The following is a 23,642-nucleotide window of genomic DNA, read 5'->3' as shown; positions in this document are numbered from 1 at the left end:
ACCTTACCGGTCACAGGCACGAGGCGATGTAGGCCTCGCACAGGGGCGCGGCCATGGCGCTGAGCACCGGCTCGTCGGCCATCGCGGGCCAGGGCACCTGCGGCGGGGCCGACGACCACAGCGTGAGCTCGGCGATCGTGCTGCTCGACGGGTGGGCGAGCAGGTAGGTGTGCACGATGACCGGCCCGGAGATCACCGCGGCCGCGCGGTCGGGCCCGTCGGTGGTGACCGACGGCGATTCCAGCGGTGCCCCGCGCTGGCAGCCGCGCAGCGCGGCGACGGCGTCGCCGAACACCGCGGTCGCGGTCGGGCCGCCGCGGGCCGTATCGCCGCGCCAGTGCAGGATCTGAGCCTGCAGTTGCCACTGGCCTTCTGGGTGCACGACGGTCGCCCGGGCGGCGACCGCGCCGGCGCGCGGGTCGTGCGGGACCGCCGGCGTGGCACACACCTCCTCGAACCGGAACCGGGCGCCGGCGCCGATACCGGTGATCTGCACCGCCAGACCGGCCGGTGCGGGCCAGTGGTAGACGGAGTCCAGCGGCACGGCACGCGCCGGGATCCACGCGGTGGCCGGGACCTGGTCGCAGACGGGCGGGCAGGTTTCCGGCTCCGCCTGCGCGGACACCACGACGACCAGGGAACCCGCCAGGCAACCGGCGATCACGAACATCGCCAGGATCACCCGCATCGGCACCGCCTTCGTCCGGGCACAATCGTAGACATGCAGCTGACGCATTTCGGGCACTCGTGCCTACTCGCCGAATTCGGCCACACCCGCGTGCTCTTCGACCCCGGTACTTTCGCGCACGGCTTCGAGGGGATCACCGGCCTGACGGCCATCCTGGTCACCCACCAGCACCCCGACCACATCGATGCCACGCGGCTGCCCGCACTGCTCGAGGGCAACCCGGACGCCGCGCTGTACGCCGACCCGCAGACGACCGCCCAATTGGGTGAGCCGTGCCGGGAAGTACACGTCGGCGACGAGCTGCGGATCGGGGAGGTGACCGTGCGGGCCGTCGGCGGCAGGCACGCGGTGATACACCCGGAAATCCCTGCGATAGAGAATCTTTCGTATCTGGTGGGCGACGCCGACCATCCGGCCAGGCTGATGCATCCCGGTGACGCGCTGTTCGTGCCCGACGAGCCGGTCGACGTGCTCGCCGCCCCGGCGGCCGCGCCCTGGATGCGCATCTCGGAGGCCGTCGACTACCTGCGCGCGGTCGCGCCCGCGCGCGCGGTGCCCATCCACCAGGGCGTCGTCGCACCCGAGGCCAGGGGCCTCTACTACGGGCGGCTCACCGAGATGACCGACACCGACTTCCAGGTGTTACCCGAGGAAAGCGCGGTCAGCTTCTAGGGCGAGCAGAACTCAGGTGATGTCGTCGGCCGCGCCCCGACCGGCCGCACGCCCGGAGAAGATGCAGCCACCCAGGAAAGTGCCCTCCAGCGCCCGGTAGCCGTGCACGCCGCCGCCGCCGAAGCCCGCCACCTCACCGGCCGCGTACAGCCCGGTGAGCCGGGTGCCGTCGGCCTTGAGCACGCGCGCCTGCAGGTCGGTTTCGATGCCGCCCAGGGTTTTTCGGGTCAGGATGTGCAGCTTGACCGCGATCAGCGGCCCGGCCTTCGGGTCGGTGAGCCGGTGGGGCGCCACCACCCGGGTGAAGCGGTCGCCCAGGTAGCCGCGGGCGGCGCGGATCGCGGTGACCTGCCCGTCCTTGCTGAACCTGTTGGCGACCTCGCGATCGCGGGCGGTCACCTCGGCCGCCACGGTGGAGTAATCCAACGGCGCCACGTCGGGCAGCTTGTTCATCGCGGCCACCAGCTCACGCAGCGAATCGGCGCTGACGAAGTCCGCACCGCGGTCGACGAACGCCTGCACCGGGGCCGGCGGGCCGGAACTGGCCCGGTTACGCAGCAGCGCGCGCACGCTCTGCCCGGTCAGGTCGGGATTCTGCTCCTGGCCCGACAAGGCGAATTCCTTCTCGATGATCCTGGCGTTGAGGATGAACCAGGTGTAGTCGTACCCGGACTTGGTGATGTATTCCAGCGTGCCCAGGGTGTCGAACCCCGGGTACAGCGGGACCGGCAGCCGCTTGCCGGCCCCGTCCAGCCACAGCGACGACGGCCCCGGGATGATCCGGATGCCGTGCAGCGGCCAGACCGGCTCGTAATTGGTGATGCCCTCGGTGTAATGCCACATCCGGTCGGGGTTGATCACCCGCGCACCGGCCCGCTGTGCGATGTCGATCATCCGGCCGTCGACGTGGGCGGGGACGCCGCTGAGCAGCTGCCCGGGGACCCGGCCCATCCGCTCGGGCCAGTTCTTGCGCACCAGATCGTGGTTGCCGCCGATGCCGCCGCTGGTGACGATCACCGCAGGGGCACGAAACTCGAATTGCGCCACCGCTTTTCGCGAGGAAGGCATCCCGCGCGGGGCGGTGCTGGGTTCCAGCACGCTACCCCGGACGCCGGTGACCGCGCCGCCTTCGAGGATCAACTCGTCGACCTGGTGGCGGTGCGCGAAGCGCACGGTCGAGCGGTCGCGCAGCCGGCGGGCGAAGATCTCGACCAGGGCCGGTCCCGTGCCCCAGGTGATGTGGAAGCGCGGCACCGAATTGCCGTGTCCCAGCGCATCGTATCCGCCCCGTTCGGCCCAGCCGACCAGCGGGAAGAGCTTCAGGCCCCGGGCACGCAGCCAACTGCGCTTCTCCCCGGCCGCGAAATCGACGTAGGCGTAGGCCCATTGCCGGGGCCAGTAGTCCTCGTCCCGGTCGAAAGCCGCCGTCCCCAGCCAGTCCTGCAACGCGAGTTCATGGCTGTCGCGGATTCCCAGGCGACGCTGTTCGGGGCTGTCGACGAAGAACAGCCCGCCGAACGACCAGAAGGCCTGCCCGCCCAGGTTGGCGCTGTTCTCCTGGTCGAGGACCAGCACCCGCAGGCCGCGTTCGACGAGTTCGCAGGCCGCCACCAGCCCCGCCAGACCGGCTCCGACGATGATAGCGTCGGCGGCGAACCCGCCGGCCGAAGAATCGCTCATGTCGGATCAGGGTAGTGCCCCGACCGGGCCGCCGGTTCAGGCGGCGTCGACGATCGCCTTGTCGCGCTGCCAGTGGTACACCGTCGGCGTGCAGCCGTGCATCAACGCCAGGTCGACGGCGTCGAGCATCGCCTGGTGCGGGCCCGGCTTGCGCAGCTGGCGGGCGGCGACCGCCACCCGCACCATGCCGTCCCGGCGCGCGATCCGCTCCGCGGACAGCACCACCATCCGGCACCACCAGGGTTCGGTCAGGAACCCTTCGCCGATACCGAGGACCCGGGCGCGCACGGTGGTGTGCCGGACCAGGTCGGTGACCCCGTGCAGGTCCGCGAGCAACCGGAACCCGTTCTGCGGCAGAGCCTTGACGACGCCCGGCGACACCACCCAGCCCGGCGCGGCGAACAGCCGGGTGCGCAGTCCGAGATGCTCGAGGACCCGGTCGGCTGCCGTCAGGCGCAGCTTGGCCTCGTGCGCCCGCAGCATCGCGAACTCGGCGCGCCGCTTCTTGGTGGCCGCGTCGTCGTAGCCGTGCAGCACGATGGCGTCGCCGCCGGCACGCCGCGCGGTCAGCCACTCGACGGTCCGCGGGTCGCGGTCGAGCCGGTAGTCCCCTTTGAGCCTCGGAGCCACCAGCAACGACACCGGCACGTTGCGGGCATCCATTTCCCCGCAGAACGCCTCGACGTCGGCCAAGGTGCCCTCACCTATGCCCGAGATCGAGACGACCAATTTTCCAGACACACCCGTAGTTTGCCGATTCCAAGTTTCGGGACGGTGAAGGACACGCAGACGGCAGGCGTCTATCGCGCCGCCGTGCCGGCCGGCGCGGCGGGCAAACCGTTCCCGGACGCCGACGGCGGGCGCGGGGTTGGCACGGGCCCGCCCGGCGGCCGTCCCGCAAACGGCTGTCGGCGCCGCCGGGGTCGACGGTTCGATATGCTAAATATCGCCATGGAAAAGGCTCCAACCGTCGCCCCACCGCATACCGCCGCCACCCGGCAGCGGGCGGCCGGTGAGCACGACCATCCCGACACGCTGGACGCCGCGCTGCTGCGGGTCGCCGGGGTGTGCACCCTGGCCTCGGTGATGTCCATCCTGGACCTCACCGTCGTCAGCGTCGCCCAGCGCACCTTCATCGCCCAGTTCGCGTCCACTCAGGCGGTGGTCGCGTGGACGATGACCGGCTACACGTTGGCCCTGGCGACCGTGATCCCGGTGACGGGCTGGGCGGCCGACCGGTTCGGCACCAAACGGCTGTTCATGGGCTCGGTCCTGGCGTTCACGCTGGGTTCGCTGCTGTGCGCGTTGGCACCGAACATTCTGCTGCTCATCGTTTTTCGGGCGGTGCAGGGCATCGGGGGCGGCATGCTGTTGCCGCTCGGCTTCACGATCTTGGCCCGCGAGGCGGGCCCCGGGCGGCTCGGCCGCCTCATGTCGATCCTGAGCATCCCCATGCTGCTCGCCCCGATCTGCGGGCCGATCCTGGGCGGTTGGCTCATCGACACCGCCGGCTGGAGATGGATCTTCTTGATCAACCTGCCGATCGGCCTCGTCACGACCGCCCTCGCGGCGATCGTGTTTCGCAAGGATCAGCCTTCGCGGTCGGAGACATTCGACGTCGTCGGCGTGCTGCTGCTCTCCCCCGGCCTGGCGACGTTCCTGTTCGCGGTGTCCTCCATCCCGGGTCGCGGCGCCGTGGCGGATCGGCACGTGCTGATACCGGCGGCGATCGGGCTGGCGCTGATCGTGGCCTTCGTCCTGCACGCCTGGCACCGGACGGATCACCCGCTGATCGACCTGCGGCTGTTCAAGAACCCGGCGGTCACCCAGGCCAACGTGACGATGACGGTGTTCGCGGTCGCGTTCTTCGGGGCCGCGCTGTTGCTTCCGAGCTACTTCCAGCAGGTGTTCCACCAGACACCCACGCAGGCCGGAGTGCACATGATCCCGCAAGGGCTCGGCGCGATGCTGACCATGCAACTGGCCGGCCCGATCGTGGACCGGCGGGGGCCCGGCAAGGTCGTGCTCGTCGGCATCGCGCTCATCACCGCCGGCCTGGGCACGTTCACCTACGGCGTGGCCGGGCAGTCGAGCTACCAACCCACGCTGCTGACCGGGCTCACGATCATGGGCCTGGGCATGGGCTGCGTCATGATGCCCCTGTCGGTGGCGTCGGTGCAGGCGCTGGCCCCGCACCAGATCGCCCGCGGTTCGACGCTGATCAGCGTCCTGCACCAGGTGGGCGGCTCGATCGGGACGGCGCTGATGTCGGTGGTCCTGACGAGCCAGTTCAACCGCAGCGAAAACATCGGCGCCGCAAACAAGATGGCGTTGCTGCAGCGGAACGCGGCCAGGCTCGGTGTGCCGCCCGACAAGTCCGCGGTCCCGCAGCGGGCGCTGACCCAGCACTTCGCCGGTGACCTGCTGCACGACCTCTCGCACGCCTACACCGCGGTGTTCGCGCTCGCGGTGGTGCTGGTGGCGTCCACCCTCATCCCCGCCTGGTTCCTGCCGAGGCGGCCCGCCGGCGAATTCCTCAGTCCGGCTGAGTGACCCGGCTTATCCACGGCCGTAGCGGCCGGGATCGGCGACGGCCAGCAACCACGCGTACTGGAACGCGGTCTCCTGCCACGCCTTGTATCGACCGCTGACGCCGCCGTGGCCGGCGTTCATCTGCGTCTTCAGCAGCACCGGAGCACCGTCGGTGTTGGCGTGGCGCAGCGCCGCGACCCACTTGGCCGGCTCCACGTAGTACACCCGGGTGTCGTTCAGCGACGTCATCGCCAGGATCGCCGGATACGGCTTCTCCTCCACGTTCTCATACGGCGAATACGACTTCATGTAGGCGTAGACGTCCTTGTCGCTCAACGGGTTTCCCCATTCGTCCCACTCGGTGACGGTGAGCGGCAGGGAGGGGTCCAAGATCGTGGTCAAGGGGTCGACGAACGGGACCTGCGCGAGGATACCGGCGAACAGGTGCGGCGCCAGATTGGCCACCGCTCCCATCAGCAGGCCGCCCGCGCTGCCACCCAAGGCCACCAGCTGCCGCGGGCTGGTCAGCCCAGAGTCCACCAGATGCCTTGCTGCCGCTACGAAGTCGCTGAAACTGTTCTTCTTGGCCAGCAGCTTGCCGTGCTCGTACCACAGCCGGCCCATCTCGCCGCCGCCGCGGACATGGGCGATGACGAACACCATGCCGCGGTCCAGCAGCGACAGCCGGGCGATGGAGAACGCCGGATCGGTGCAGATCTCGTAGGCGCCGTAGCCGTAGAGCAATGTCGGAGCCGGGAATTCGGTCCCGGCTCGGTACACGATCGACAAGGGGACGCGGGTGCCGTCGTCGGCACGCGCCCAGTCGCGCCGCTCCACGTAGTCGCCGGGCCGGTAGTCGCCGAGCACGGGTTGTTCCCGCAGTAGTGTCCGCTGCCCGGTGGCCAGGTCGATATCGTAGATCCGCACCGGGGTGACGAAGGACCCGACCCTGATCCGCAGCTTCGGGGAATCCCAGCTAGGGTCGGCGCCCGCGCTGACCCACATCAGTGCGGAGTCCGATGAAATCTCCTCGGGCTCACCGTAACCGCCGTCGGCGTTCAGAGGCCACAACTGGACGCGGGGCAGCGCCTCGCGCCGGTAGCTCACCACCAGGTGGTCGGCGAACGCGTCCACGGCCTCGAGCCGGACGTCGTCGCGGTGCTCGATCAGGGTGCGCTGCCGCGTGGGATCCTCGACCGGGGATTCGACCAGCGTGAAGTTGACCGCGCCGTCGTTGTGCAGGATCAGGAACCGGTCGCGGCCCCCGACCACCGCGTGTTCCACCGAGTAGTCGACGCCCTCGCGGCGTGGCAGTACGACGCTGAACCCCGCGTCCGGGTCGGCGGCGTCCGCGTACCGCCACTCGGAGGTGATCGCCGAGGCCGCGTTGAGCAGGACGTAGGCCTTGCTCCGGGTCAGCCCCACCCCGAGCCAGAACCGTTCGTCGGCCTCGTGATACACCAGTTCCGCTGGCTCGCCGGAGCCGAGCCGGTACCGCCAGACCTTGTCGGGGCGGTGGGCCGGATCCAGGGTCAGGTAGTACACGGTGCGGTTGTCGGCCGCCCACGTTCCCCCGGCCGCGATGTCGGCAATCTCGTCCCCGAATCGCTCGCCGGTGCGTAAGTCTTTGAACCGCAACGTATAACGTTCGTCGCCGACCGTGTCGACGGAGTACGCCAGCAGGTTGCCGTCCAGGCTGACCATGGCCGTGCCGAGCGCGAAGAACTCGTGGCCCTCGGCCTCGGCGTTCGAGTCGAGCAGGATCTGCTCACCGGGCACCACGGTGTTCTCGTCCAGCTTCGGCGGGATCCAGTCGCCGGGATCGGCGATCGGGCAACGACACTGGACGCGGTACTGCTTGCCCTCGAACGTCCGGGAGTAGTACCACCAGTCGCCCTGCCGGGTAGGTACCGACAGGTCGGTTTCCTTGGTGCGCGCCTTGATCTCGTCGAAGATCTGCCGGCGCAGCGGTTCGAGGTGCTCCGTCATCGCATCGACATAGTGGTTCTCGGCCTCGAGGTGGGCGATGACTTCCGGGTCGGCCTTGTCGCGCAGCCATTCGTAGGGGTCGACGAAGACGTCGCCGTGGTGCTCGCGCCGGGTCTCGACCCGCTTGGCCACCGGGGGCCGGGGCGTGTCGCGGGACGTGGCGGTCATGCGCCCGGCCCGATCCAGTCATCGAAGCTCAAGCCGGAAATCCGTTCGTAGGCATTGATGTATCGATCACGGGTGGCCTCGATGATGTCGCCGGGCAACGGCGGCGGGGGCTGTGAACCGTGCCGGTCCCAGCCGGACTCGGGACCGGTGAGCCAGTTGCGGACGAACTGCTTGTCGAAGCTCGTCTGCACCACCCCGGCGCGGTAATCCGCGGCCGGCCAGTACCGCGAGGAATCCGGTGTGAAGATCTCGTCGGCCAGCAGCAGGTTGCCCTCACGGTCGGTGCCGAACTCGAACTTGGTGTCGGCGATGATGATGCCCTTCGTCAGCGCGTGTTCTGAGGCCTGGACGTAGATCTGCAGGGTTAGGTCGCGCAGCTGCTCGGCGCGCGCCCCGCCCACCAGCTCTACTACCCGGGAGAACGAGATGTTCTCGTCGTGGTCCCCCAGCGCGGCTTTGCTGGCCGGGGTGAACAGCGGTGCGGTGAACTTGCTGGCCTCGACCAGGCCGGGCGGCAACGCGATGCCGCACACCTTTCCGCTCGCCTGGTAGTCCAGCAGACCCGACCCGGTCAGGTAGCCGCGGGCCACGCATTCGACCGGCAGCATCTCCAGCTCGCGCACCACCAACGCGCGGCCCAGCACCTCGTCGGGGATGCGCGGATCGTCGGGCGGACCGGCGAGGTGGTTGGGCGCGTCGACGAAGCCGAAGAAGAACACGCTCATCGCGGTCAGGATGCGGCCCTTGTCCGGGATGGTGCTGTCCAGGACGTAGTCGTACGCCGAGATCCGGTCGGTGGCAACCAGCAGCAGGTGCTCGCCGTCGACGCGGTACAGCTCACGGACCTTACCGCTGGCCAGATGCCGGTAATCGGACAGTGCGGGACGCATCCGGCCAGCCTATCGGGCGCCGGAAACGGACCCCGGTGCCGGGAGCTGTGCTGGGATCGAAGGATGCGCTCGCGTTTTCTGCCCTACGCCACCACCCCCGGCCGGCTGGCTGCCCAGCTGTTCAGCGACTTCGCCGTCTTCTTCTGGACGGGGATCTGGCTGCTCGTCGGCCTGGCCGTCTACGACGCCGTCTCGACGATCGCCGAGGCCGGTCGCCAGGTGGAGGCCGGTGCGCACGGCGTCGCCGGCAGCCTGGCGTCGGCCGGTCAGGGTGCCGGGCACATCCCGCTGCTGGGCGACGCGGTCAGCACGCCGCTCACCTCTGCCAGCCAGGCCGCACTCGAGATCGCCGGCGCCGGAAGCACCCTGGACACCACCGGCAGCTGGCTGGCGGGGCTGCTCGCCATGGCCGTCATCGCCCTGCCCATCCTGATCGCCGTCCTGCCGTGGCTGTTCCTGCGCCTGCGGTTCTTCCGCCGCAAGCTGGCGGCCACCACCCTGGCCGCCACCCCGGCCGGCGAACAGTTGCTGGCCCTGCGGGCGTTGACGAACCGCTCACCGCGCAAGCTGGCCGCCGTCAGCGCGGACCCGGTCGGTGGGTGGCGTTACGCGGATCCCTACACGATCCGGGCGCTGGCCGCCCTGGAGCTGCGGTCGGCCGGCATCACGATCCCGAACCGCTAGGGGGCCGCCGGCTCAGGGCGCGAACCGACAACAGCAGCCCGCCAACAGCCATGGCCGACCACGCCGCGAACGCGTCCCAGAAGAACACCAGCGAGACGGTGACCAGTGACGGTCGTCCGGTCTCGACCGCCATGGTGCAACTCGCCACCGAATACATCCCCAGCGGAAACACGAACGCCCACCATATGCCGGCGAAGTTCAGCGTGCCGGGGCTCCGGTTGATCCAGTGCAGGGTGAAATAGACCAGCGGCGGTATCCACAGGCTCGCCGCCACCCAGGTCACGACGGTGACGACGCGCACCGGCCCGGCCAGCCAGGCGGGCGCCAACGCGTGGATGTTGTCGCCGGCCAGCGTCGCAATGGCCAGGCCGCCCATCAGGATCCAGGCGTCGGGCTCGAATCCGTCCCGGTCCCTGCGATCGGCGACGGTGCGCCACAACGCCAGCCAGGTCACCAGGGCGTAGAGGCACAGCGCCGCAACCCAGACCGGGACGGCCACGGCCAGCCACCGCTGGTCGACGGGGTGCCGGGCCATCCTGGTGGCCGCGATCGCCAGGCCCGAGGTCCCCACGCTGGCCAGCTCCCAGGCGCCGTGCGCGCGGTCGCGCAGCTCCCGCCACGAAAGCGCGGACATGTTGCGGATGCTGAGCACGATGAGCACCAGCCAGGCCGGCAGCGCGACCAGACCAAGCGCCCGCACCAGGACGGGATGAGCGTCCAGCCGGCTGTCCAGCACCGCACACGCGGCGACAAAAGTGAACAGCCGCAACGTGACATCGGGATCGTGCAGATCCCAGCGCACGACCCGGCGCCTGAAGAGCACCAGGGCGACGAGCACCAGCAGACCCAGCGACGCCAGAACGCCCGTCGTCTCGCTGATTCCGGGATAGTGGTGGTTTTCGGCGGCGATGGACAACACACCGGTCGCCATCACCGCGGCGAACACGTCTGGTGACGGCTCGACGGCGGCGAGCCGGTTCGTCATGGCGTCCGGTGCAGCTCCACGACGAGGTGCCGGATACCGGTGTGCCGGTTGCTGCGCGTCCATTCGGCGGGCCGCACGACGTGGACGGCACCGAAACGCGTGAACAGCTCCTCGAACAGGACCCGCAGCTCGAGCCGGGCCAGGTTGGCGCCCAGGCAGTAGTGCACTCCCTGCCCGAAGCCCAGGTGCGGATTGGGCTTTCGGGCGATGTCGAACTCGTCGGCGCGGTCGAAGACACCGGCGTCGCGATTGGCCGAGCCTTCCCAGATCTGGACCTTCTGCCCCGCCCGAACCGGCTGGCCGCCCAGCGTGATGTCGCGGGTCGCGGTCCGCCGCTTCGACGGGGACGGCGAGGTCCACCGCACCATTTCCTCGACGGCCGTGGGCAGCATCCCGAAATCCTCACGCAGCAAACGCAATTGGTCGGGGTGCTCGGCCAGCGCCAGCAGCCCGCCGGCGACCGCATTGCGCGTCGTCTCGGCACCGGCGCTGAACAGCAGGCTGAAGAACAGGTAGAGCTCGAGATCCGACAGGGCCGGCGCCCCATCGGTGTCGTCGGCGTCCTCCAGCATGGCGTTGGCGACGACGGACAGCATGTCGTCGGTCGGCTCGGCGCGTTTGGCGGCGATCAACTCCTGGCCGTAGGCGTACATCCGCGATCCGGCCTCCTCGGCCGACAGCTGCGATAATTTGGCCTTGCGCGAGCCGCCGAAGTCGAATTGCGGCTCGATGGCCTCGAACAGCCAATGCCGCTCGGACTCGGGCACACCCAGCAGGATGCAGATCATCTGCATCGGCAGTTCGGCGGCGATGTCGACCAGGAAGTCGAACGGCTCACCGGCCACCACCGCATCCAGCAGAACGCGGGCCCGGGCGCGCAGGTCGTCCTCGACGCGCCGGATCATCCGCGGCGTCAACCCGGAACTGACCAGGCGCCGGATCTGCGAGTGCCGGGGGTCGTCCATCATGTTGAGCACCTGACCCGCGATGGCCAGGTCCTGCAGCAGCGTGCCGCCGAACGGCCGCTCCCCGCCGGTCACCGACGAATACGTCACCGGGTCCTTCAGCACCGCAAGCGTTTCCGCGTACGTGGCGACGGACCAGAAGCCCTCGCCGTCGGGGGTGTTGTCGGTCGGCTCGTGCCAGTAGACCGGCGCCTCGCGGCGGTGCACGGCGAACAGCTCGTGCGGAAAGCCGTGGGCGAAGTTGTCCAGATCGGTGAAGTCGATTTCCGCGAGCGCCGGACTCACAGGATCGCCCCGGGTCGGTATTTGGCCGCGTCGGGATGGCGGGCCACCAGCGCGTCCACCGCGGCCACGACCTCGTCGACCTGATCGCCGGCGGCCCCGGTGAAGGCCTTCTTGTCGGCCAGCGCGGCGTCCAGCGCCGCGCGGTCCAGCGGCAGCCGCGGATCGGCGGCCAGCCGCTCCAGCAGGTCGGGCTCGGCGCCGCGTTCGCGCATGTCCAGCGCGGTGGCCACGGCGTGTTCGCGGATCACATGGTGGGCGGCCTCGCGCCCCATCCCGGCGCGCACCGCCGCGATCAGCACCCTGGTGGTGGCCAGGAACGGCAGGTAGCGGTCCAGCTCGCGGGTGATCACTGCCGGGTAGGCGCCGAACTCGTCGAGCACGGTCAAAAACGTCTCGATCTGCCCGTCTACGGCAAAGAAGCTGTCCGGCAACGCCACCCGCCGCACCACCGAGCAGAACACGTCGCCCTCGTTCCACTGCGCGCCGGCCAGCTCGGCGGCCATCGAGGCGTAGCCGCGCAGCACGACCTGCAGCCCGTTGACCCGCTCGCAGCTGCGGGTGTTCATCTTGTGCGGCATCGCCGACGAGCCGACCTGCCCCGGAGCGAAGCCCTCGGTGACCAGTTCGTGCCCGGCCATCAGCCGGATCGTGTGGGCCAGCGACGACGGCCCGGCGCCCAGCTGCACCAGGGCGGAGATGGCATCGTGGTCCAGCGACCGGGGGTAGACCTGCCCGACGCTCGTCAAAACCGTTGTGAAGCCGAGAAACTCGGCCACCCGGCGCTCGAGCACGCCGAGCTTAGCCGCATCGCCGTCGAGCAGGTCGAGCATGTCCTGCGCGGTGCCCATCGGGCCCTTGATCCCGCGCAGCGGGTACCGGTCGATCAGCTCGCGCAGCCGGGTCAACGCGACCAGAGTCTCCTGCGCCGCCGAGGCGAAGCGCTTGCCCAGCGTGGTGGCCTGCGCGGCGACGTTGTGGCTGCGCCCGGCCATCACCAGGTCCCGATAGGTCACCGCGTGCTCGGCGAGGCGCGCCACCACCGCAACCCCGTGGGAGAAGACCAGTTCCAGCGACCGCCGAATTTGCAGCTGCTCGACGTTCTCGGTCAGGTCGCGGCTGGTCATCCCCTTGTGCACGTGCTCGTGGCCGGCCAGCGCATTGAATTCCTCGATGCGGGCTTTGACGTCGTGGCGCAGCGCGCGTTCCCGCCCCGCGATCGAGGCGAGATCCACGTCGTCGAGCACCCGCTCGTAGTCGGCGATCGCCTCCGCGGGTACGGAGACTCCCAATTCCGCCTGGGCCCGCAGCACGGCCAGCCAGAGCCGGCGCTCAGCGGCGACCTTGGCCTCCGGCGACCAGATCGCGACCATCTCGGCGCTGGCGTAGCGGGAGGCCAGCACGTTCGGAACGCTCACAAGCACACAGCTTACGGTCGGGCGCGGCGGCGGCGGGCCGGCTCTGCCCCGCGAGCCGAGACTCGGCGCAGCCGTCACGTATGCCACACGAGCCTCGGCGCCGGCGGACACATTTTCTGGCCGCCTTTGAGCGACAAAATCGGGTGTCCGCCGCGTTGTCGCTCAAAGGCGGGCACAACGAGCGCCCTTCCTGGCAGCGACCGATATGGCGCATCTGACCGGTAAATGACCCAAGGCGACCAGACGCGCGACAACTTCCGGCGGAGCTCATGGAAGCGTGCACGGGAATCGGCGAGCAGGTGCCAGACGATGACCAGGATAGAGCGGGCGACCGCGACGAGGGCCTTGAGCTTGCCGCGGCGCTTGACGATCCGGCGGTAGCGCTGGCCGAGGAAGGTGTCAGTTCGCGCGGCCGCGGCGGCGGCCTGGCCGAGGGCGCCTTTCAGGTACGGGGTGCCCTTGCCGGTGTTGCCGCCGCGGGTGACGGGCCCGGACTAGATGGTGCGCGGGCACAGCTTGGCCCACGCCACCGGGTGGCCGGGGGTGGGGAAACGGGTCATGCCCAGCCCGATCTCGGCGATGATCACTTGGGGGTTGCGTTTGCCGACGCCGGTGATCTCGTCGAGGCGCTCGAGGACACTCAGCCGCGCGCACTCGGCCTCGATGGTGGGATTCACTTCGAGGCAGCGTCCCGCCGGTGAGTCCGGCCGTACGAGCTGGCTGGTGCCCGGCATCGGATCCGTCACCTGCGTCGGGTGCGGCGGTGTCGTGTCGTCGCCGCCACCGTGGTCGACCGCGGCGGCCTCGGGCAACTCGGTGATCAGGTCCTCGATCCGGCGGCTAAGGGTGTTGATCTGGGCGCTCAGCGCGTCGCTCTGGTTCAGCAGCATCCGGGCCAGCTCGGCCAGCCGCCGCGCATCGCGTTCCCCGGCGATGAGCGCCTCGCTCATGTCCCGGGTCGACATCGTATCGAGACGGGACGCTACGACCGACACCTTGATCAACGCATCTTCCAGCAATTTTTCCAGCCGCTGCCAGTACCGGCTGCGTTCGCGGGTCAGGTCCTCGCGCAGCCGGGTGTAGTCGCGCAGCCGCCGGATCTCGGCCGGGGGCACGAACGACGGCCGCAGCAGGCCCTTCTCGGTCAACTTGGCCAGCCCTGCCGCGCAGGACCGCCGGCCCACCGCCGCACGCCCTACCCTGTGCGGGTGTACTTCGCGGGTGTGGACCTGGCCTGGGCCGGGCGCAACCCGACCGGTGTCGCGGTCGTCGACGCGCGGGGCCGCCTGGTGCACGTCGGGACCGTCCGCGACGACGCCGCGATCCTCGCCGCGTTGCACCCGTACGTGCAGGGCGACTGCCTGGTCGCCTTCGACGCCCCGCTGGTGGTGACCAATCCCGCCGGACCGCGGCCGGCCGAGGCGGCACTCAACCGCGACTTCCGCCGGTTCGAAGCCGGCGCCCATCCGTCCAACACCGCCAAACCGGAGTTCGCCGACGGCCCCCGCGGCGCGCGGCTGGCCGGGGCGCTCGGTCTCGAGATGGACCCGTGGTCGCCGGCCGGGCGGCGCGCCATCGAGGTCTACCCGCACCCGGCGACGGTGGTGTTGTTCCGACTGACGCGCACCCTCAAGTACAAGGCCAAGCCCGGCCGTGACCTCGAGGGCCTCAAAGCCGAGTTGCTGCTGTTGATGGAGGGCCTCGCGGACGCCGCGGTGCCGATGCGCGTGGCCGGCCACGACGGCTGGACCGCGCTGCGCGCGCAGGTCCTCGCCGCGCGACGCAAAAGCGAACTGCGCCGCGCCGAGGATCCGGTCGATGCCGTCGTGTGCGCCTATGTGGCGCTGTACAGCCACCGGCGCCCGGACGCTGTCACGATCTACGGCGACGTCGCCAGCGGGTGCATCGTCACCCCGTCGCTGCCGTAGTCAGCGGGTGTCCGACAACACGGGCGACGGTTCGGCGCCCGCGCGCCGCTTCTCCCAGCGCCGGCTGACCAGGCGGCTGACCAGCGCGATCACCACCCCGCTGGAGATCATGATCGCGGCCAGCACGTACTGCTGCACGGGACGGCCGAAGAAGGGCATCAACAGCAGCACCGACGACAGGAAGCCGATAACCGGTAGCGGGGTCGGCGTCCTGAAGTGGGGCCGCCCGGCCGTCGAGGTGTCGCGGCGCAGCACCAGCACCGCGACGTTGACCATGGTGAACACCGCCAGCAGCAGCAACGACGTGGTGCCGCTGAGCACCGAGATCGCGTCCCTGTTCGCAAAGGCCGTCACATAGAGGATCAGCCCCAACGCGATCGCCGTGGTGAACAGCACGGCGACCCACGGCGACCGGCGGGTCGGACTGACCACGCCCAGAAACGACGGCAGCACGCCCTCGCGGGCCATCCCGTAGATGAGCCGGCTGGCCATCAGCATGCCGAGCAGCGCGGTGTTGGACACCGCGACCATCGAGATGAAGGGCAGGATGATCTTGGTCGGCAACGCGGGCGCCGCCGCCTGGACCACGTCGACGAGCGGCGTGTCGCTGGCCTGCAGCGCCTTGACCGGCACCACCGCCACGGAGACGATCGCCACCAGCGTGTAGATGACCGCCGCGATGCTCAGCCCGGACAGCAGGACCTTCGGGAACGTCTTCACCGGGTCCTTGGTCTCTTCGGCCATGTTGACCGAATCCTCGAATCCGGCCATGGCGAAGAATGCCAGCGACGTCGCGGCGGTCAGGGCGACGAACAGGTTCTTGTCGCCGACGTTGAACGCGATCACCCGCGAGTAGTGGGCGTGGCCGCCCCTGACCGACGCCCACAGCCCGACGACGATCACCATCACCAGCCCGGTGATCTCGATGAGGGTGAGCACCACGTTGAGCTTCGCGCTCTCCTGCATGCCGCGCAGGTTCACCACCGCCAGCGCCACCATGAAAAGCAGCGCGACGACGACCACGCCCTTGGTACCCCAGAAGAGCTTGAACGCGACGATGAAGTTGGACCCGAAGAACCTCGACGCGGTCGCCGCCCCCGTGATGCCGGTGCACATCACCAGGAAGGCGACCATGAAGGTGACGAAGCGGTTGCCGAACGCCTTGTGCACGTACAGCGCGGTACCGGCGGCCCGCGGGTATTTGGTCACCAGCTCCAGGTAGCTGCACGCGGTCACCGTCGCGATCCCGAAAGCCAACAGGAACGGAACCCATGCCGCGCCGCCGACCTCGGCTCCCACGTCACCGATCAGGGCGTAGATTCCGGTGCCCAGCATGTCACCGACGATGAACAACAGCAGCACGCCCGGCCCCATGACCCGATGCAGGTGAGACTCGCCGGTGTCTGCCCCGTCCATGGTTCCTCCCCGGAAGTCGGCTTTGGACTTCCTACCACGCTGCCAGAGCGGTCTAAACACACTTCAGTACTACGCGATGTAGCGCGCGGCGCTGCCGTGCTCGTTGTGACGGAGTCAGATCCGGACGGGTCGCTGGTCGATGGGCGCGAGGACGTCGATGAGGTCGACCACGGTGTCCAGCGCCGCCGACCGGGGGTCGCGACCTTCCACCAGGGCCGAGACAACCGACCCGTCGACGGCACAGATCAGGGTGCACACCAGTTCGATGTGGACGGAGCGGCCCGACCGCTCGAGCGCCTCGGCGACGGCCTCGGCGCGCTGCCGCAGGCTGGGGCGCATGGTCTCCGCCAGCGCCGACAGCCGGGTGCATGCGATGTGCCGCTCGTACCGCGAAATCAGCTGATCGGTGAGTCCCGGCCCGGAAACGTCCCCCACCAGCAGGTCTACCAACACCTCGGCGGTGGTTTCGGGTCCCCGGCGGCGCCGGGACAGCGCGGCGACCCGGGCGCGCAGCTGCGCCACCTCGATCATCCCGATGTGCTCGACGGCGCGTGCGATCAGATCGTCGAGCGACGAGAAGTAGTACGTGGTCGACGCCAGCGGCAGGCCGGCGCGCCTGGCGACCGCCCGGTGCCGCACCGCCTCGAACCCGCCCTCCGCAAGCAGCTCGGCGGCAGCGCTCACGAGCGCATACCGGCGACGCTCTCCTTTTGGAGTAACTGCTGCGGTCACGAGTAGCCATCGTGCCAGTCAAAGTGGTACTGCATTGCCATTTTCGCCAAACGGCCCACCGAACGAACATGGCATGATGGCCCGCATGCCCGACTTGAGCCGCCGCGCCGTGCTGAGGCTCGGGGCCGGCGCGGCCGTCGGCGCGGTGGGCGCGTATGCGCTCGATATCCTGCTCAAGCCCCGCGCGTCCCAGGCCATGCCGGTCTCCAGGACCGGCACCGGCCCACCGATGGCGCCGGCCGCCCCCCGCGAACCCACCCCCTCGAGTCAGCCCGCCCCCACCATGGTCACGGGCTCCTTCGTGTCGGCGGCGCGCGGCGGCATCACCACCAACTGGGCGATAGCCCGCCCGCCCGGCCAGACCAGGCCGCTGCGGCCGGTGATCGCGCTGCACGGCAAGGGCAGCGACGCGGCCACCGTGATGGCCGGCGGCGTCGAGCAGGGGCTGGCCCAGGCCGTCGACGCAGGATTGCCGCCGTTTGCGGTGGTCGCGGTCGACGGCGGGGGCGGCTACTGGCACAAGAGGGCGTCCGGCGAGGACAGCGGGGCCATGGTGCTCGACGAGCTGATCCCGATGCTGAGCACCCAGAGCCTGGACACCTCCCGGGTGGCGTTCCTGGGCTGGTCGATGGGTGGCTACGGCGCCTTGCTGCTCGGCGGCCGGCTGGGCCCCGCACGCACCGCGGCGATCTGCGCGGTGAGCCCCGCCCTGTGGCTTTCTCCGGGGGCGGCCGCGCCCGGCGCGTTCGACGCGCCCGCGGACTTCGCGGCCAACTCGGTTTTCGGCATGCCGGCGCTGGGGTCCATCCCGATCCGGGTGGACTGCGGCGACAGCGACCCCTTCTACGCCGCGACCAAACAGTTCGTCGCCCAACTGCCCAACCCTCCGGCGGGCGGCTTCTCCCCCGGTGGGCACAACGCGGCGTACTGGAGCTCGCAACTGCCCGCCGAGCTGACCTGGCTCGCGCCGCTGCTGACGGCCTGACGCTTCCCCACGAGCGTTACCCTCGCGAAGGTGACCGCGCCTTTCGACTGGAGCTTCCCGTACGCCTGGCCGCGCAAGCCCGTGCTGGCGCACAACGTGGTGTGCACGTCGCAACCGCTGGCCGCCCAGGCGGGCCTGCGCATGCTCGCCGAGGGCGGCAGCGCGGTGGATGCCGCGGTTGCCGCCGCGATCACCCTCACCGTGGTGGAGCCGGTGTCCAACGGCATCGGCTCGGACGCCTTCGCGATCGTCTGGGACGGCGAGCGGATGCACGGGCTCAACGCGTCGGGCCGCTCACCCGGGGCCTGGACACCGGAGTACTTCGGCGGCAACGCCGTTCCCGCGCTCGGCTGGAACTCGGTGACCGTCCCGGGCGCGGTGTCGGCATGGGCCGAGCTGCACGCGCGGTTCGGCAGGCTCCCGTTCGAGCGCCTCTTCGGGCCCGCGATCTCCTACGCCCGCAACGGGTTTCTGGTCTCACCGACCGTCGCCGAGCAATGGGCGGCGCAGGTGCCGCTGTTCGCGGACCAACCCGGCTTCGCCGAGACGTTCGCGCCGGGCGGGCGGGCACCCGCCGCCGGTGAGCTGTTTCGGCTGCCCGACCACGCGGCCACGCTGGAGAAGATCGCCGACACCCGCGGCGAGGCGTTCTACCGCGGTGAACTGGCCGCCCGCCTCGAGGCGCACGCGTCGGCCAACGGCGGCGCCCTGCGCGCCGACGATCTGGCCGCGCACCGCGCCGACTGGGTCGGCACGATCGACGCCCCCTACCGCGGGTACACCGTCCACGAGATCCCGCCCAACGGCCAGGGCGTCGTGGCGCTGATCGCGCTGGGCATCCTCGAGCATTTCGACATGGCCTCGCTGCCGGCGGATTCCGCCGACAGCGTGCACCTGCAGATCGAAGCGGTGAAACTGGCTTTCGCCGACGCCCAGGCCTACGTCTCCGACATCGAGCACATGCCGGTCGGCCCGCAGCACCTGCTGGACAGGGACTACCTGCGGCGGCGCGCCGCGCTGATCGACCGGAATCGGGCCAGGCCCGCATTCGCGGGCACCCCGGGCGGGGGCACCGTGTACCTGACCGCCGCCGACGCCGCCGGGGCGATGGTGTCGATGATCCAGTCGAACTACATGGGGTTCGGCTCGGGCGTGGTGGTACCGGGCACCGGAATCTCGCTGCAGAATCGGGGCGCGAACTTCGTTGCGACACCAGGGCATCCGAACCGGGTCGGGCCGCGAAAGCGGCCCTACCACACCATCATCCCGGGCTTTGTCACCAGGGACGGCGTGCCGGTGATGAGCTTCGGGGTGATGGGCGGCACGATGCAGCCCCAGGGCCACGTGCAGGTGATGGTGCGGATCGCCGACCACGGCCAGAACCCGCAGGCGGCCTGCGACGGCCCCCGGTTCCGGTGGGTGGACGGCATGCAGGTCAGCTGCGAACGGGGTTTCCCGCCGGCCACGCTGGACGAACTGCGCCGGCGCGGGCACGACCTGGTCACCGTGGAGGACTACAACCAGTTCGGCAGCTGCCAAGCGATCTGGCGCCTGGGCGACGGGTATCTCGCGGCCAGCGACCCGCGCCGCGACGGCCAGGCCGCCGGTTTCTAGACGCGGATCTTGCCTTCCGACGCCAGCAGCGCGATGTCGCTGCGGAAGTGGCTGCCCGGCAACCTGATCGAGTCGATGATGCCGTATGCCTGGGCCCGGGCGGCGGAGAGGTCGGCGCCGACGCCCACCACGGACAGTACCCGGCCACCCGAGGAGACGATCGCACCGTCGTCGCGACGCGCCGTCCCAGCGTGCAGCACCCCGTCGGCCTCGGAGCCGGTGATGACGTCGCCGACCCGCGGTCGCCCGGGATAGTTCTCCGCCGCCAGCACCACCGTGACCGCGGCGCCGTCACGCCAGCGCAGCTCGCCGAAGTCGGCCAGCGCGCCGGTGCCCGCCGCGTACAGCAACTGGCCGAGCGGCGACTCCAGCAGCGCCAGCACCGCCTGGGTTTCCGGATCCCCGAAGCGGCAGTTGAATTCGATCACCGCGGGCCCCTTCGCGGTGATCGACAGTCCGACGTAGAGCAGGCCGGAGAAGGAGTTCCCCCGTGCAACCATCTCGGCCGCAACGGGTTCGACGATGGTGCCGACCACTTCCCGGTAGACGTCGTCGGGCAGCCACGGCAGCGGCGCATAGGCGCCCATGCCGCCGGTGTTGGGTCCGGTGTCGCTCTCCCCGACGCGCTTGAAGTCCTGCGCCGGCAGCAGGGGCACCACGGTCGTGCCGTCGACCACGCAGAACAGCGACACCTCGGGACCGTCGAGAAAGGACTCCAGCAGCACCGGGTGGCCGGCCTCGAGCAGCCCGGCGGCATGGGCGCGCGCGACGTCCCGGTCCGGTGTCACCACCACGCCCTTGCCGGCGGCCAGCCGGTCATCTTTCACCACCCAGGCCGGATCGCCGGCGGGAGGCCCGAACCGCTCCAGGGCGGCATCCAGATGCGCTGGGTTGTCGACGATCTCGCTCGTCGCGGTGCGCACGCCCGCCGCGGCCATGACGTCCTTGGCGAACGCCTTGGAGCCTTCGATACGAGCGGCGTCCCGGCTGGGCCCGAAGCACACGATGCCGGCGCCGCGCACGGCGTCGGCCACCCCGAGTACCAGCGGAACCTCGGGGCCGATGACGACCAGGTCGGCGCGCACCGTGCGCGCCAGGGCGACGACGTCCTCGCTCGAGGTCACGTCGACGTCGTGCTGCTCGGCGATCCGGGCCGTGCCGGCGTTGCCGGGAGCGATCGCCAGTCCGGTGACCTCCGGATCTCTCCGCAGCGCCAGCAGGAGCGCATGTTCACGGGCACCGGAGCCGATCACCAGGACGCGCACGACACGTCACTCTAGCGGGCCGGCCGGCAGGCGATCGGCTACCTCGGCAGTACGGCCTCGATGGCCTCGACGACCTCCGGCGCATCGGGCTCCGTGCGTGGCCGGAAGCGTCCCACCACCGTCCCGCCGGGGGCGATGAGGAACTTCTCGAAGTTCCATTGCACGTCACCTGCTGCGCCGGCGGCGTCGGGCGTCTTGGTCAGCTCCGCGAACAGCGGATGCCGGCCCGGCCCGTTGACCTCGGTCTTGGCCAAGAGCGGGAACGTCACACCGTAATTCGTGGAGCAGAAGGTCTGAATCTCCTCGGCGGTGCCGGGCTCCTGGCCCATGAACTGGTTGCAGGGCACCCCGATCACCGTCAGACCGCGCTCGGCGTAGTCCTGCGCGAGTCGTTCCAGCGCGCTGTACTGCGGGGTCAGCCCGCATTTGGACGCGACGTTGACCACCAGCACCGCGCGGTCGGAGTAGTCGGCCAGCGATGTCTCGCGCCCGTCGAGGGTGGTCAGGGCGATGTCGGTGACAGTCATGGCGGTGACGTTACCCCGGCCGTCCTAGCCGCCGGATTCGCCCGAGTGCATCTTCAGCGCGGCGTCCACGTTGGCCTTCTTGTCCTCGCCGCCGCCCTTGGCGGCGGCCTTCTTGCGCTTGGCCACCACGGTGCTCACGGCGCCGTTGAACGCCGAGCCCAGCGGGAAGCCGAGGTAGTGGGTGAGAAACACGGCCATCTCTTTGAGTTCGTCCTCGGTGAGTTCCTCGTTGAGCAGCGCGGCGTTGATCTGGATCTCGGCCAGGTCGCGACTTCCGATCGCGGTCACCGCCGTCAGCGTCATGATCCGCTTGTCGCGCATCGACAGTCCCGGCCGTGTCCAGATGCTGCCGAACAGGTGATCGACGGTGAGGTCGAAGTACGGGTCGCCCTCGATGTTGGGCATCTCCCAGCCGTAGACCTGGTTCATCTTCTCGAGGCCCTTGCGGCGCAGTTCGTCCATTACGACCCTTCCTCCGCGTGTGGTACCCCGAGTCCGGCGGCCAACCGCTCGTAGGCGATCCGGGCCAGGGGCAGGTCGACCGATACCGCCTCGCCCAATCCCAGCGCCAGGCTCAGGTCCTTCTCGCCCAGCCCGCGGGTGTGCAGGAAAGGCTGGTACAGGAAGTTGTCCGGTTCGAGGTCTTTCATATTGTCCCGCACCATGATCGCCCCGGGCCCACCCGTCAACGCGTCCGTGTGACGCACCACCCGGCCCAGCGCCTGCAGATCCAGTCCCGCCGCCTCGGCGAGTTTCATCGCCTCACAGGCCGCGACGTAGGAGGTGAACGTCAACATGTTGCGGGCCAACTTCATCCGCGTCCCGGCACCCGGCTGGCCGGCGTGGATCACCATCGCCGCCCAGTGTTTGAAAGCCGGCTTGATCCGCTCGTACACCTCGCGTTGGGCGCCCACCATGGTGGCGAGCTCACCCCTGGCCGCGGCGGCGGCCCCACCGCTCACGGGCGCGTCGACGACGTGAATGTCCCGGGGTTCGTAGGCGGCGGCCAGTTCGACGGCGGTGGTGTCGCTGATCGTCGAGTGGATCGCGACGACCGTGCCGGGCTGCGCGTGGCCGGCCAGCTCGCCGACGACCTCGCGCACCTGGGCGTCGTTGAGCACGGTGATGTGCACGATGTCGGCGGCGGCGGCGACGTCGGCGACGCTGTCGGCCAGGCCGGCGCCCTTTTCGGCCAGCGGCGTCATCGCCTCCGCCCGGATGTCGTAAACCGTTACCCCTCCGGGCCATTCGGTCATCTTGGTGGCCATCGGCGCGCCCATGTTGCCCAGGCCGATGTAGCCGAGTCGCAAGCTATCGTCAGCCACTTGCGCCGCTCCTCCTCATCGCTTCGCTCTGCATCGTCGGCGGCGGCTATGACCGGATGATCTGTCCGCCGTCGACGTTGAAGATCTGCCCGGTGATCCAGGCGGCCTCGTCGGACAGCAGGAACAGGCACATCCCGACCAGGTCCGCAGGCGTTCCCATGCGCGACAACGGCAGACCCTTGACGATGTCGGCGACCATCTCCTGGGGTGTGGTGGTGCGGTTGGCCTCGGTGTCGATCGGTCCGGGCGCGATCGCGTTGATCCGGATGTTCTGGCCGCCCAGCTCCCGCGAGAGCTGCTGGGTCAGGCCGTTGATACCGACCTTGGCCAGGCCGTAGAAGTTCGAGTACAGCCACGCGGCGGTGGACGACTGGTTGACGATCGCCCCGCCGCCGCGCTTGGCCATCTTCTTGTACACCGCGCGGGTGCACCACAGCGCGCCGTCGAGGTTCACGCTCATGAACTTCTTGTAGTACTCGGGGTCGACGGTGACCAGGAAGTCCAGTTTCATGCCGCCGAAGATCGCGGCGTTGTTCACCAGGTAGTCGATGCCGCCGAACTCGGCCAGCGTGCGGTCGGCCATGGCTTTGGCCGAGGCGGGGTCGGACACGTCGACGGGGACGGCCAGGGCCGTGCCGCCGTCGGCGACGATCTGCTTGGCCACCGCCTCGGCGGCCTCGGCCTTGATGTCGGCCACCACGACCGCGGCGCCCTCGCGGGCCAGCGCCTCGGCGTACGCCTGGCCGATCCCGCCCCCGGACCCGGTGACGATGGCGACTTTGTTCTCGAACCGCATGCTCTTCAGGCTCCTCTAGTTGATTGCCGTGGCAATGGTCTTGATTTCCAGGTACTCCTCGAAACCGGCCAGACCCATCTCGCGACCGTTTCCGGACTGCT

Annotated in this window: 22 protein-coding genes; 6 read left to right on the top strand and 16 right to left on the bottom strand. The window is 69.8% G+C overall.

Annotation, left to right across the window (positions count from 1 at the left end; translation table 11 throughout):
- Positions 1 to 10: 10 nt before the first annotated feature.
- Positions 11 to 745 (bottom strand): ATPase, encoded by a 735-nt coding sequence (locus tag AC2VOR_RS07140; RefSeq protein WP_369736848.1) that lies wholly within the window; start codon positions 743 to 745, stop codon positions 11 to 13.
- On the opposite strand from AC2VOR_RS07140, the gene AC2VOR_RS07135 reads away from it, so the two are divergent.
- A complete protein-coding gene (locus tag AC2VOR_RS07135) occupies positions 722 to 1,360 on the top strand; it encodes an MBL fold metallo-hydrolase (RefSeq protein ID WP_369736847.1) in 639 nt (212 codons plus the stop codon). The genes AC2VOR_RS07140 and AC2VOR_RS07135 overlap by 24 nt on opposite strands.
- 12 nt (positions 1,361 to 1,372) lie before the next feature.
- Here AC2VOR_RS07135 and AC2VOR_RS07130 read toward each other — a convergent pair whose 3' ends face one another.
- Both AC2VOR_RS07130 and AC2VOR_RS07125 read right to left on the bottom strand, forming a co-directional pair.
- Positions 1,373 to 3,040 carry an FAD-binding dehydrogenase gene (locus AC2VOR_RS07130; protein WP_486963480.1) on the bottom strand — a complete coding sequence of 556 codons (1,668 nt, stop codon included), beginning with the start codon at positions 3,038 to 3,040 and terminating at the stop codon, positions 1,373 to 1,375.
- 36 nt (positions 3,041 to 3,076) lie between these two features.
- Positions 3,077 to 3,781, bottom strand: coding sequence for a DUF2334 domain-containing protein (locus tag AC2VOR_RS07125; RefSeq protein WP_486963479.1), 705 nt, complete (start codon positions 3,779 to 3,781; stop codon positions 3,077 to 3,079).
- Positions 3,782 to 3,976: 195 nt separating this feature from the next.
- Here AC2VOR_RS07125 and AC2VOR_RS07120 point away from each other — a divergent pair, with 195 nt between their 5' ends.
- Complete coding sequence (locus AC2VOR_RS07120) at positions 3,977 to 5,593, top strand: DHA2 family efflux MFS transporter permease subunit (RefSeq protein WP_486963478.1); 1,617 nt, start codon at positions 3,977 to 3,979, stop codon at positions 5,591 to 5,593.
- Between the two features lie 6 nt (positions 5,594 to 5,599).
- On the opposite strand, the gene AC2VOR_RS07115 is transcribed toward AC2VOR_RS07120, so the two are convergent.
- Both AC2VOR_RS07115 and AC2VOR_RS07110 read right to left on the bottom strand, forming a co-directional pair.
- The gene (locus AC2VOR_RS07115; RefSeq protein ID WP_486963477.1) at positions 5,600 to 7,729 is read right to left on the bottom strand and encodes a S9 family peptidase; all 2,130 of its coding nucleotides are present in this window, start codon (positions 7,727 to 7,729) and stop codon (positions 5,600 to 5,602) included.
- Positions 7,726 to 8,619, bottom strand: coding sequence for a phosphoribosylaminoimidazolesuccinocarboxamide synthase (locus AC2VOR_RS07110; protein ID WP_486963476.1), 894 nt, complete (start codon positions 8,617 to 8,619; stop codon positions 7,726 to 7,728). Before AC2VOR_RS07110 ends, AC2VOR_RS07115 begins: the two co-directional genes overlap by 4 nt.
- Positions 8,620 to 8,682: 63 nt before the next feature.
- Here AC2VOR_RS07110 and AC2VOR_RS07105 point away from each other — a divergent pair, with 63 nt between their 5' ends.
- The gene (locus AC2VOR_RS07105; RefSeq protein ID WP_486963475.1) at positions 8,683 to 9,303 is read left to right on the top strand and encodes a hypothetical protein; all 621 of its coding nucleotides are present in this window, start codon (positions 8,683 to 8,685) and stop codon (positions 9,301 to 9,303) included.
- On the opposite strand, the gene AC2VOR_RS07100 is transcribed toward AC2VOR_RS07105, so the two are convergent.
- The 4 genes from AC2VOR_RS07100 to AC2VOR_RS07085 all read right to left on the bottom strand — a co-directional run bounded on the left by AC2VOR_RS07100 (position 9,284) and on the right by AC2VOR_RS07085 (position 14,137).
- Positions 9,284 to 10,288 carry a tellurite resistance/C4-dicarboxylate transporter family protein gene (locus AC2VOR_RS07100; RefSeq protein WP_486963474.1) on the bottom strand — a complete coding sequence of 335 codons (1,005 nt, stop codon included), beginning with the start codon at positions 10,286 to 10,288 and terminating at the stop codon, positions 9,284 to 9,286. The genes AC2VOR_RS07105 and AC2VOR_RS07100 overlap by 20 nt on opposite strands.
- On the bottom strand, positions 10,285 to 11,538 hold the full coding sequence (locus tag AC2VOR_RS07095) for a cytochrome P450 (protein ID WP_486963473.1): 1,254 nt from the start codon (positions 11,536 to 11,538) through the stop codon (positions 10,285 to 10,287). Before AC2VOR_RS07095 ends, AC2VOR_RS07100 begins: the two co-directional genes overlap by 4 nt.
- Positions 11,535 to 12,953 carry an adenylosuccinate lyase gene (gene purB, locus AC2VOR_RS07090; protein ID WP_486963472.1) on the bottom strand — a complete coding sequence of 473 codons (1,419 nt, stop codon included), beginning with the start codon at positions 12,951 to 12,953 and terminating at the stop codon, positions 11,535 to 11,537. Before purB ends, AC2VOR_RS07095 begins: the two co-directional genes overlap by 4 nt.
- A gap of 494 nt (positions 12,954 to 13,447) precedes the next feature.
- Complete coding sequence (locus AC2VOR_RS07085; RefSeq protein ID WP_486963471.1) at positions 13,448 to 14,137, bottom strand: transposase; 690 nt, start codon at positions 14,135 to 14,137, stop codon at positions 13,448 to 13,450.
- A gap of 24 nt (positions 14,138 to 14,161) precedes the next feature.
- Between AC2VOR_RS07085 and AC2VOR_RS07080 the strand changes: the two genes are divergently transcribed.
- Positions 14,162 to 14,881: a DUF429 domain-containing protein gene (locus AC2VOR_RS07080; RefSeq protein WP_486963470.1), complete on the top strand. Its 720-nt coding sequence runs from the start codon at positions 14,162 to 14,164 to the stop codon at positions 14,879 to 14,881.
- Here AC2VOR_RS07080 and AC2VOR_RS07075 read toward each other — a convergent pair whose 3' ends face one another.
- Together AC2VOR_RS07075 and AC2VOR_RS07070 are read right to left on the bottom strand one after the other, a co-directional pair.
- Positions 14,882 to 16,297 (bottom strand): APC family permease, encoded by a 1,416-nt coding sequence (locus AC2VOR_RS07075; protein WP_486963469.1) that lies wholly within the window; start codon positions 16,295 to 16,297, stop codon positions 14,882 to 14,884.
- Positions 16,298 to 16,411: 114 nt separating this feature from the next.
- Positions 16,412 to 17,029, bottom strand: a complete 618-nt coding sequence (locus tag AC2VOR_RS07070; protein ID WP_486963468.1) for a TetR/AcrR family transcriptional regulator — start codon at positions 17,027 to 17,029, stop codon at positions 16,412 to 16,414.
- A gap of 73 nt (positions 17,030 to 17,102) precedes the next feature.
- On the opposite strand from AC2VOR_RS07070, the gene AC2VOR_RS07065 reads away from it, so the two are divergent.
- Together AC2VOR_RS07065 and AC2VOR_RS07060 are read left to right on the top strand one after the other, a co-directional pair.
- Positions 17,103 to 18,014: an alpha/beta hydrolase gene (locus tag AC2VOR_RS07065; RefSeq protein ID WP_486963467.1), complete on the top strand. Its 912-nt coding sequence runs from the start codon at positions 17,103 to 17,105 to the stop codon at positions 18,012 to 18,014.
- A gap of 30 nt (positions 18,015 to 18,044) precedes the next feature.
- Entirely contained in the window at positions 18,045 to 19,628 is a 1,584-nt protein-coding gene (locus tag AC2VOR_RS07060; protein ID WP_486963466.1) for a gamma-glutamyltransferase family protein, read from the top strand.
- Here AC2VOR_RS07060 and purD read toward each other — a convergent pair.
- From purD to AC2VOR_RS07035, 5 genes are read right to left on the bottom strand one after another with little or no spacing between them, the layout of a single operon-like run.
- On the bottom strand, positions 19,625 to 20,893 hold the full coding sequence (gene purD / locus AC2VOR_RS07055) for a phosphoribosylamine--glycine ligase (RefSeq protein WP_486963465.1): 1,269 nt from the start codon (positions 20,891 to 20,893) through the stop codon (positions 19,625 to 19,627). The genes AC2VOR_RS07060 and purD overlap by 4 nt on opposite strands.
- Positions 20,894 to 20,931: 38 nt before the next feature.
- Entirely contained in the window at positions 20,932 to 21,420 is a 489-nt protein-coding gene (locus AC2VOR_RS07050; protein ID WP_486963464.1) for a glutathione peroxidase, read from the bottom strand.
- Between the two features lie 24 nt (positions 21,421 to 21,444).
- Entirely contained in the window at positions 21,445 to 21,882 is a 438-nt protein-coding gene (locus AC2VOR_RS07045; protein WP_486963463.1) for a carboxymuconolactone decarboxylase family protein, read from the bottom strand.
- Positions 21,882 to 22,745, bottom strand: coding sequence for an NAD(P)-dependent oxidoreductase (locus tag AC2VOR_RS07040; protein WP_486963462.1), 864 nt, complete (start codon positions 22,743 to 22,745; stop codon positions 21,882 to 21,884). The genes AC2VOR_RS07045 and AC2VOR_RS07040 overlap by 1 nt, the downstream gene beginning before the upstream one ends.
- A gap of 46 nt (positions 22,746 to 22,791) precedes the next feature.
- Positions 22,792 to 23,541, bottom strand: coding sequence for an SDR family oxidoreductase (locus AC2VOR_RS07035; RefSeq protein WP_486963461.1), 750 nt, complete (start codon positions 23,539 to 23,541; stop codon positions 22,792 to 22,794).
- Between the last annotated feature and the right edge of the window lie 101 nt (positions 23,542 to 23,642).

It is taken from the genome of Mycobacterium sp. TH-M103 (assembly GCF_057473785.1).
The sequence above is the reverse complement of the archived record's forward strand: the minus strand, read 5'-3'. Positions and strand labels throughout refer to the sequence as shown.

Excerpts from the sequence above, each read along its gene's own strand:
- AC2VOR_RS07135 (WP_369736847.1), top strand. The coding sequence starts at position 722 with ATGCAGCTGACGCATTTCGGGCACTCGTGCCTACTCGCCGAATTCGGC.
- AC2VOR_RS07130 (WP_486963480.1), bottom strand. The coding sequence starts at position 3,040 with ATGAGCGATTCTTCGGCCGGCGGGTTCGCCGCCGACGCTATCATCGTC.
- AC2VOR_RS07120 (WP_486963478.1), top strand. The coding sequence starts at position 3,977 with ATGCTAAATATCGCCATGGAAAAGGCTCCAACCGTCGCCCCACCGCAT.
- AC2VOR_RS07115 (WP_486963477.1), bottom strand. The coding sequence starts at position 7,729 with ATGACCGCCACGTCCCGCGACACGCCCCGGCCCCCGGTGGCCAAGCGG.
- AC2VOR_RS07110 (WP_486963476.1), bottom strand. The coding sequence starts at position 8,619 with ATGCGTCCCGCACTGTCCGATTACCGGCATCTGGCCAGCGGTAAGGTC.
- AC2VOR_RS07105 (WP_486963475.1), top strand. The coding sequence starts at position 8,683 with ATGCGCTCGCGTTTTCTGCCCTACGCCACCACCCCCGGCCGGCTGGCT.
- AC2VOR_RS07100 (WP_486963474.1), bottom strand. The coding sequence starts at position 10,288 with ATGACGAACCGGCTCGCCGCCGTCGAGCCGTCACCAGACGTGTTCGCC.
- AC2VOR_RS07075 (WP_486963469.1), bottom strand. The coding sequence starts at position 16,297 with ATGGACGGGGCAGACACCGGCGAGTCTCACCTGCATCGGGTCATGGGG.
- AC2VOR_RS07065 (WP_486963467.1), top strand. The coding sequence starts at position 17,103 with ATGATGGCCCGCATGCCCGACTTGAGCCGCCGCGCCGTGCTGAGGCTC.
- AC2VOR_RS07050 (WP_486963464.1), bottom strand. The coding sequence starts at position 21,420 with ATGACTGTCACCGACATCGCCCTGACCACCCTCGACGGGCGCGAGACA.
- AC2VOR_RS07045 (WP_486963463.1), bottom strand. The coding sequence starts at position 21,882 with ATGGACGAACTGCGCCGCAAGGGCCTCGAGAAGATGAACCAGGTCTAC.
- AC2VOR_RS07035 (WP_486963461.1), bottom strand. The coding sequence starts at position 23,541 with ATGCGGTTCGAGAACAAAGTCGCCATCGTCACCGGGTCCGGGGGCGGG.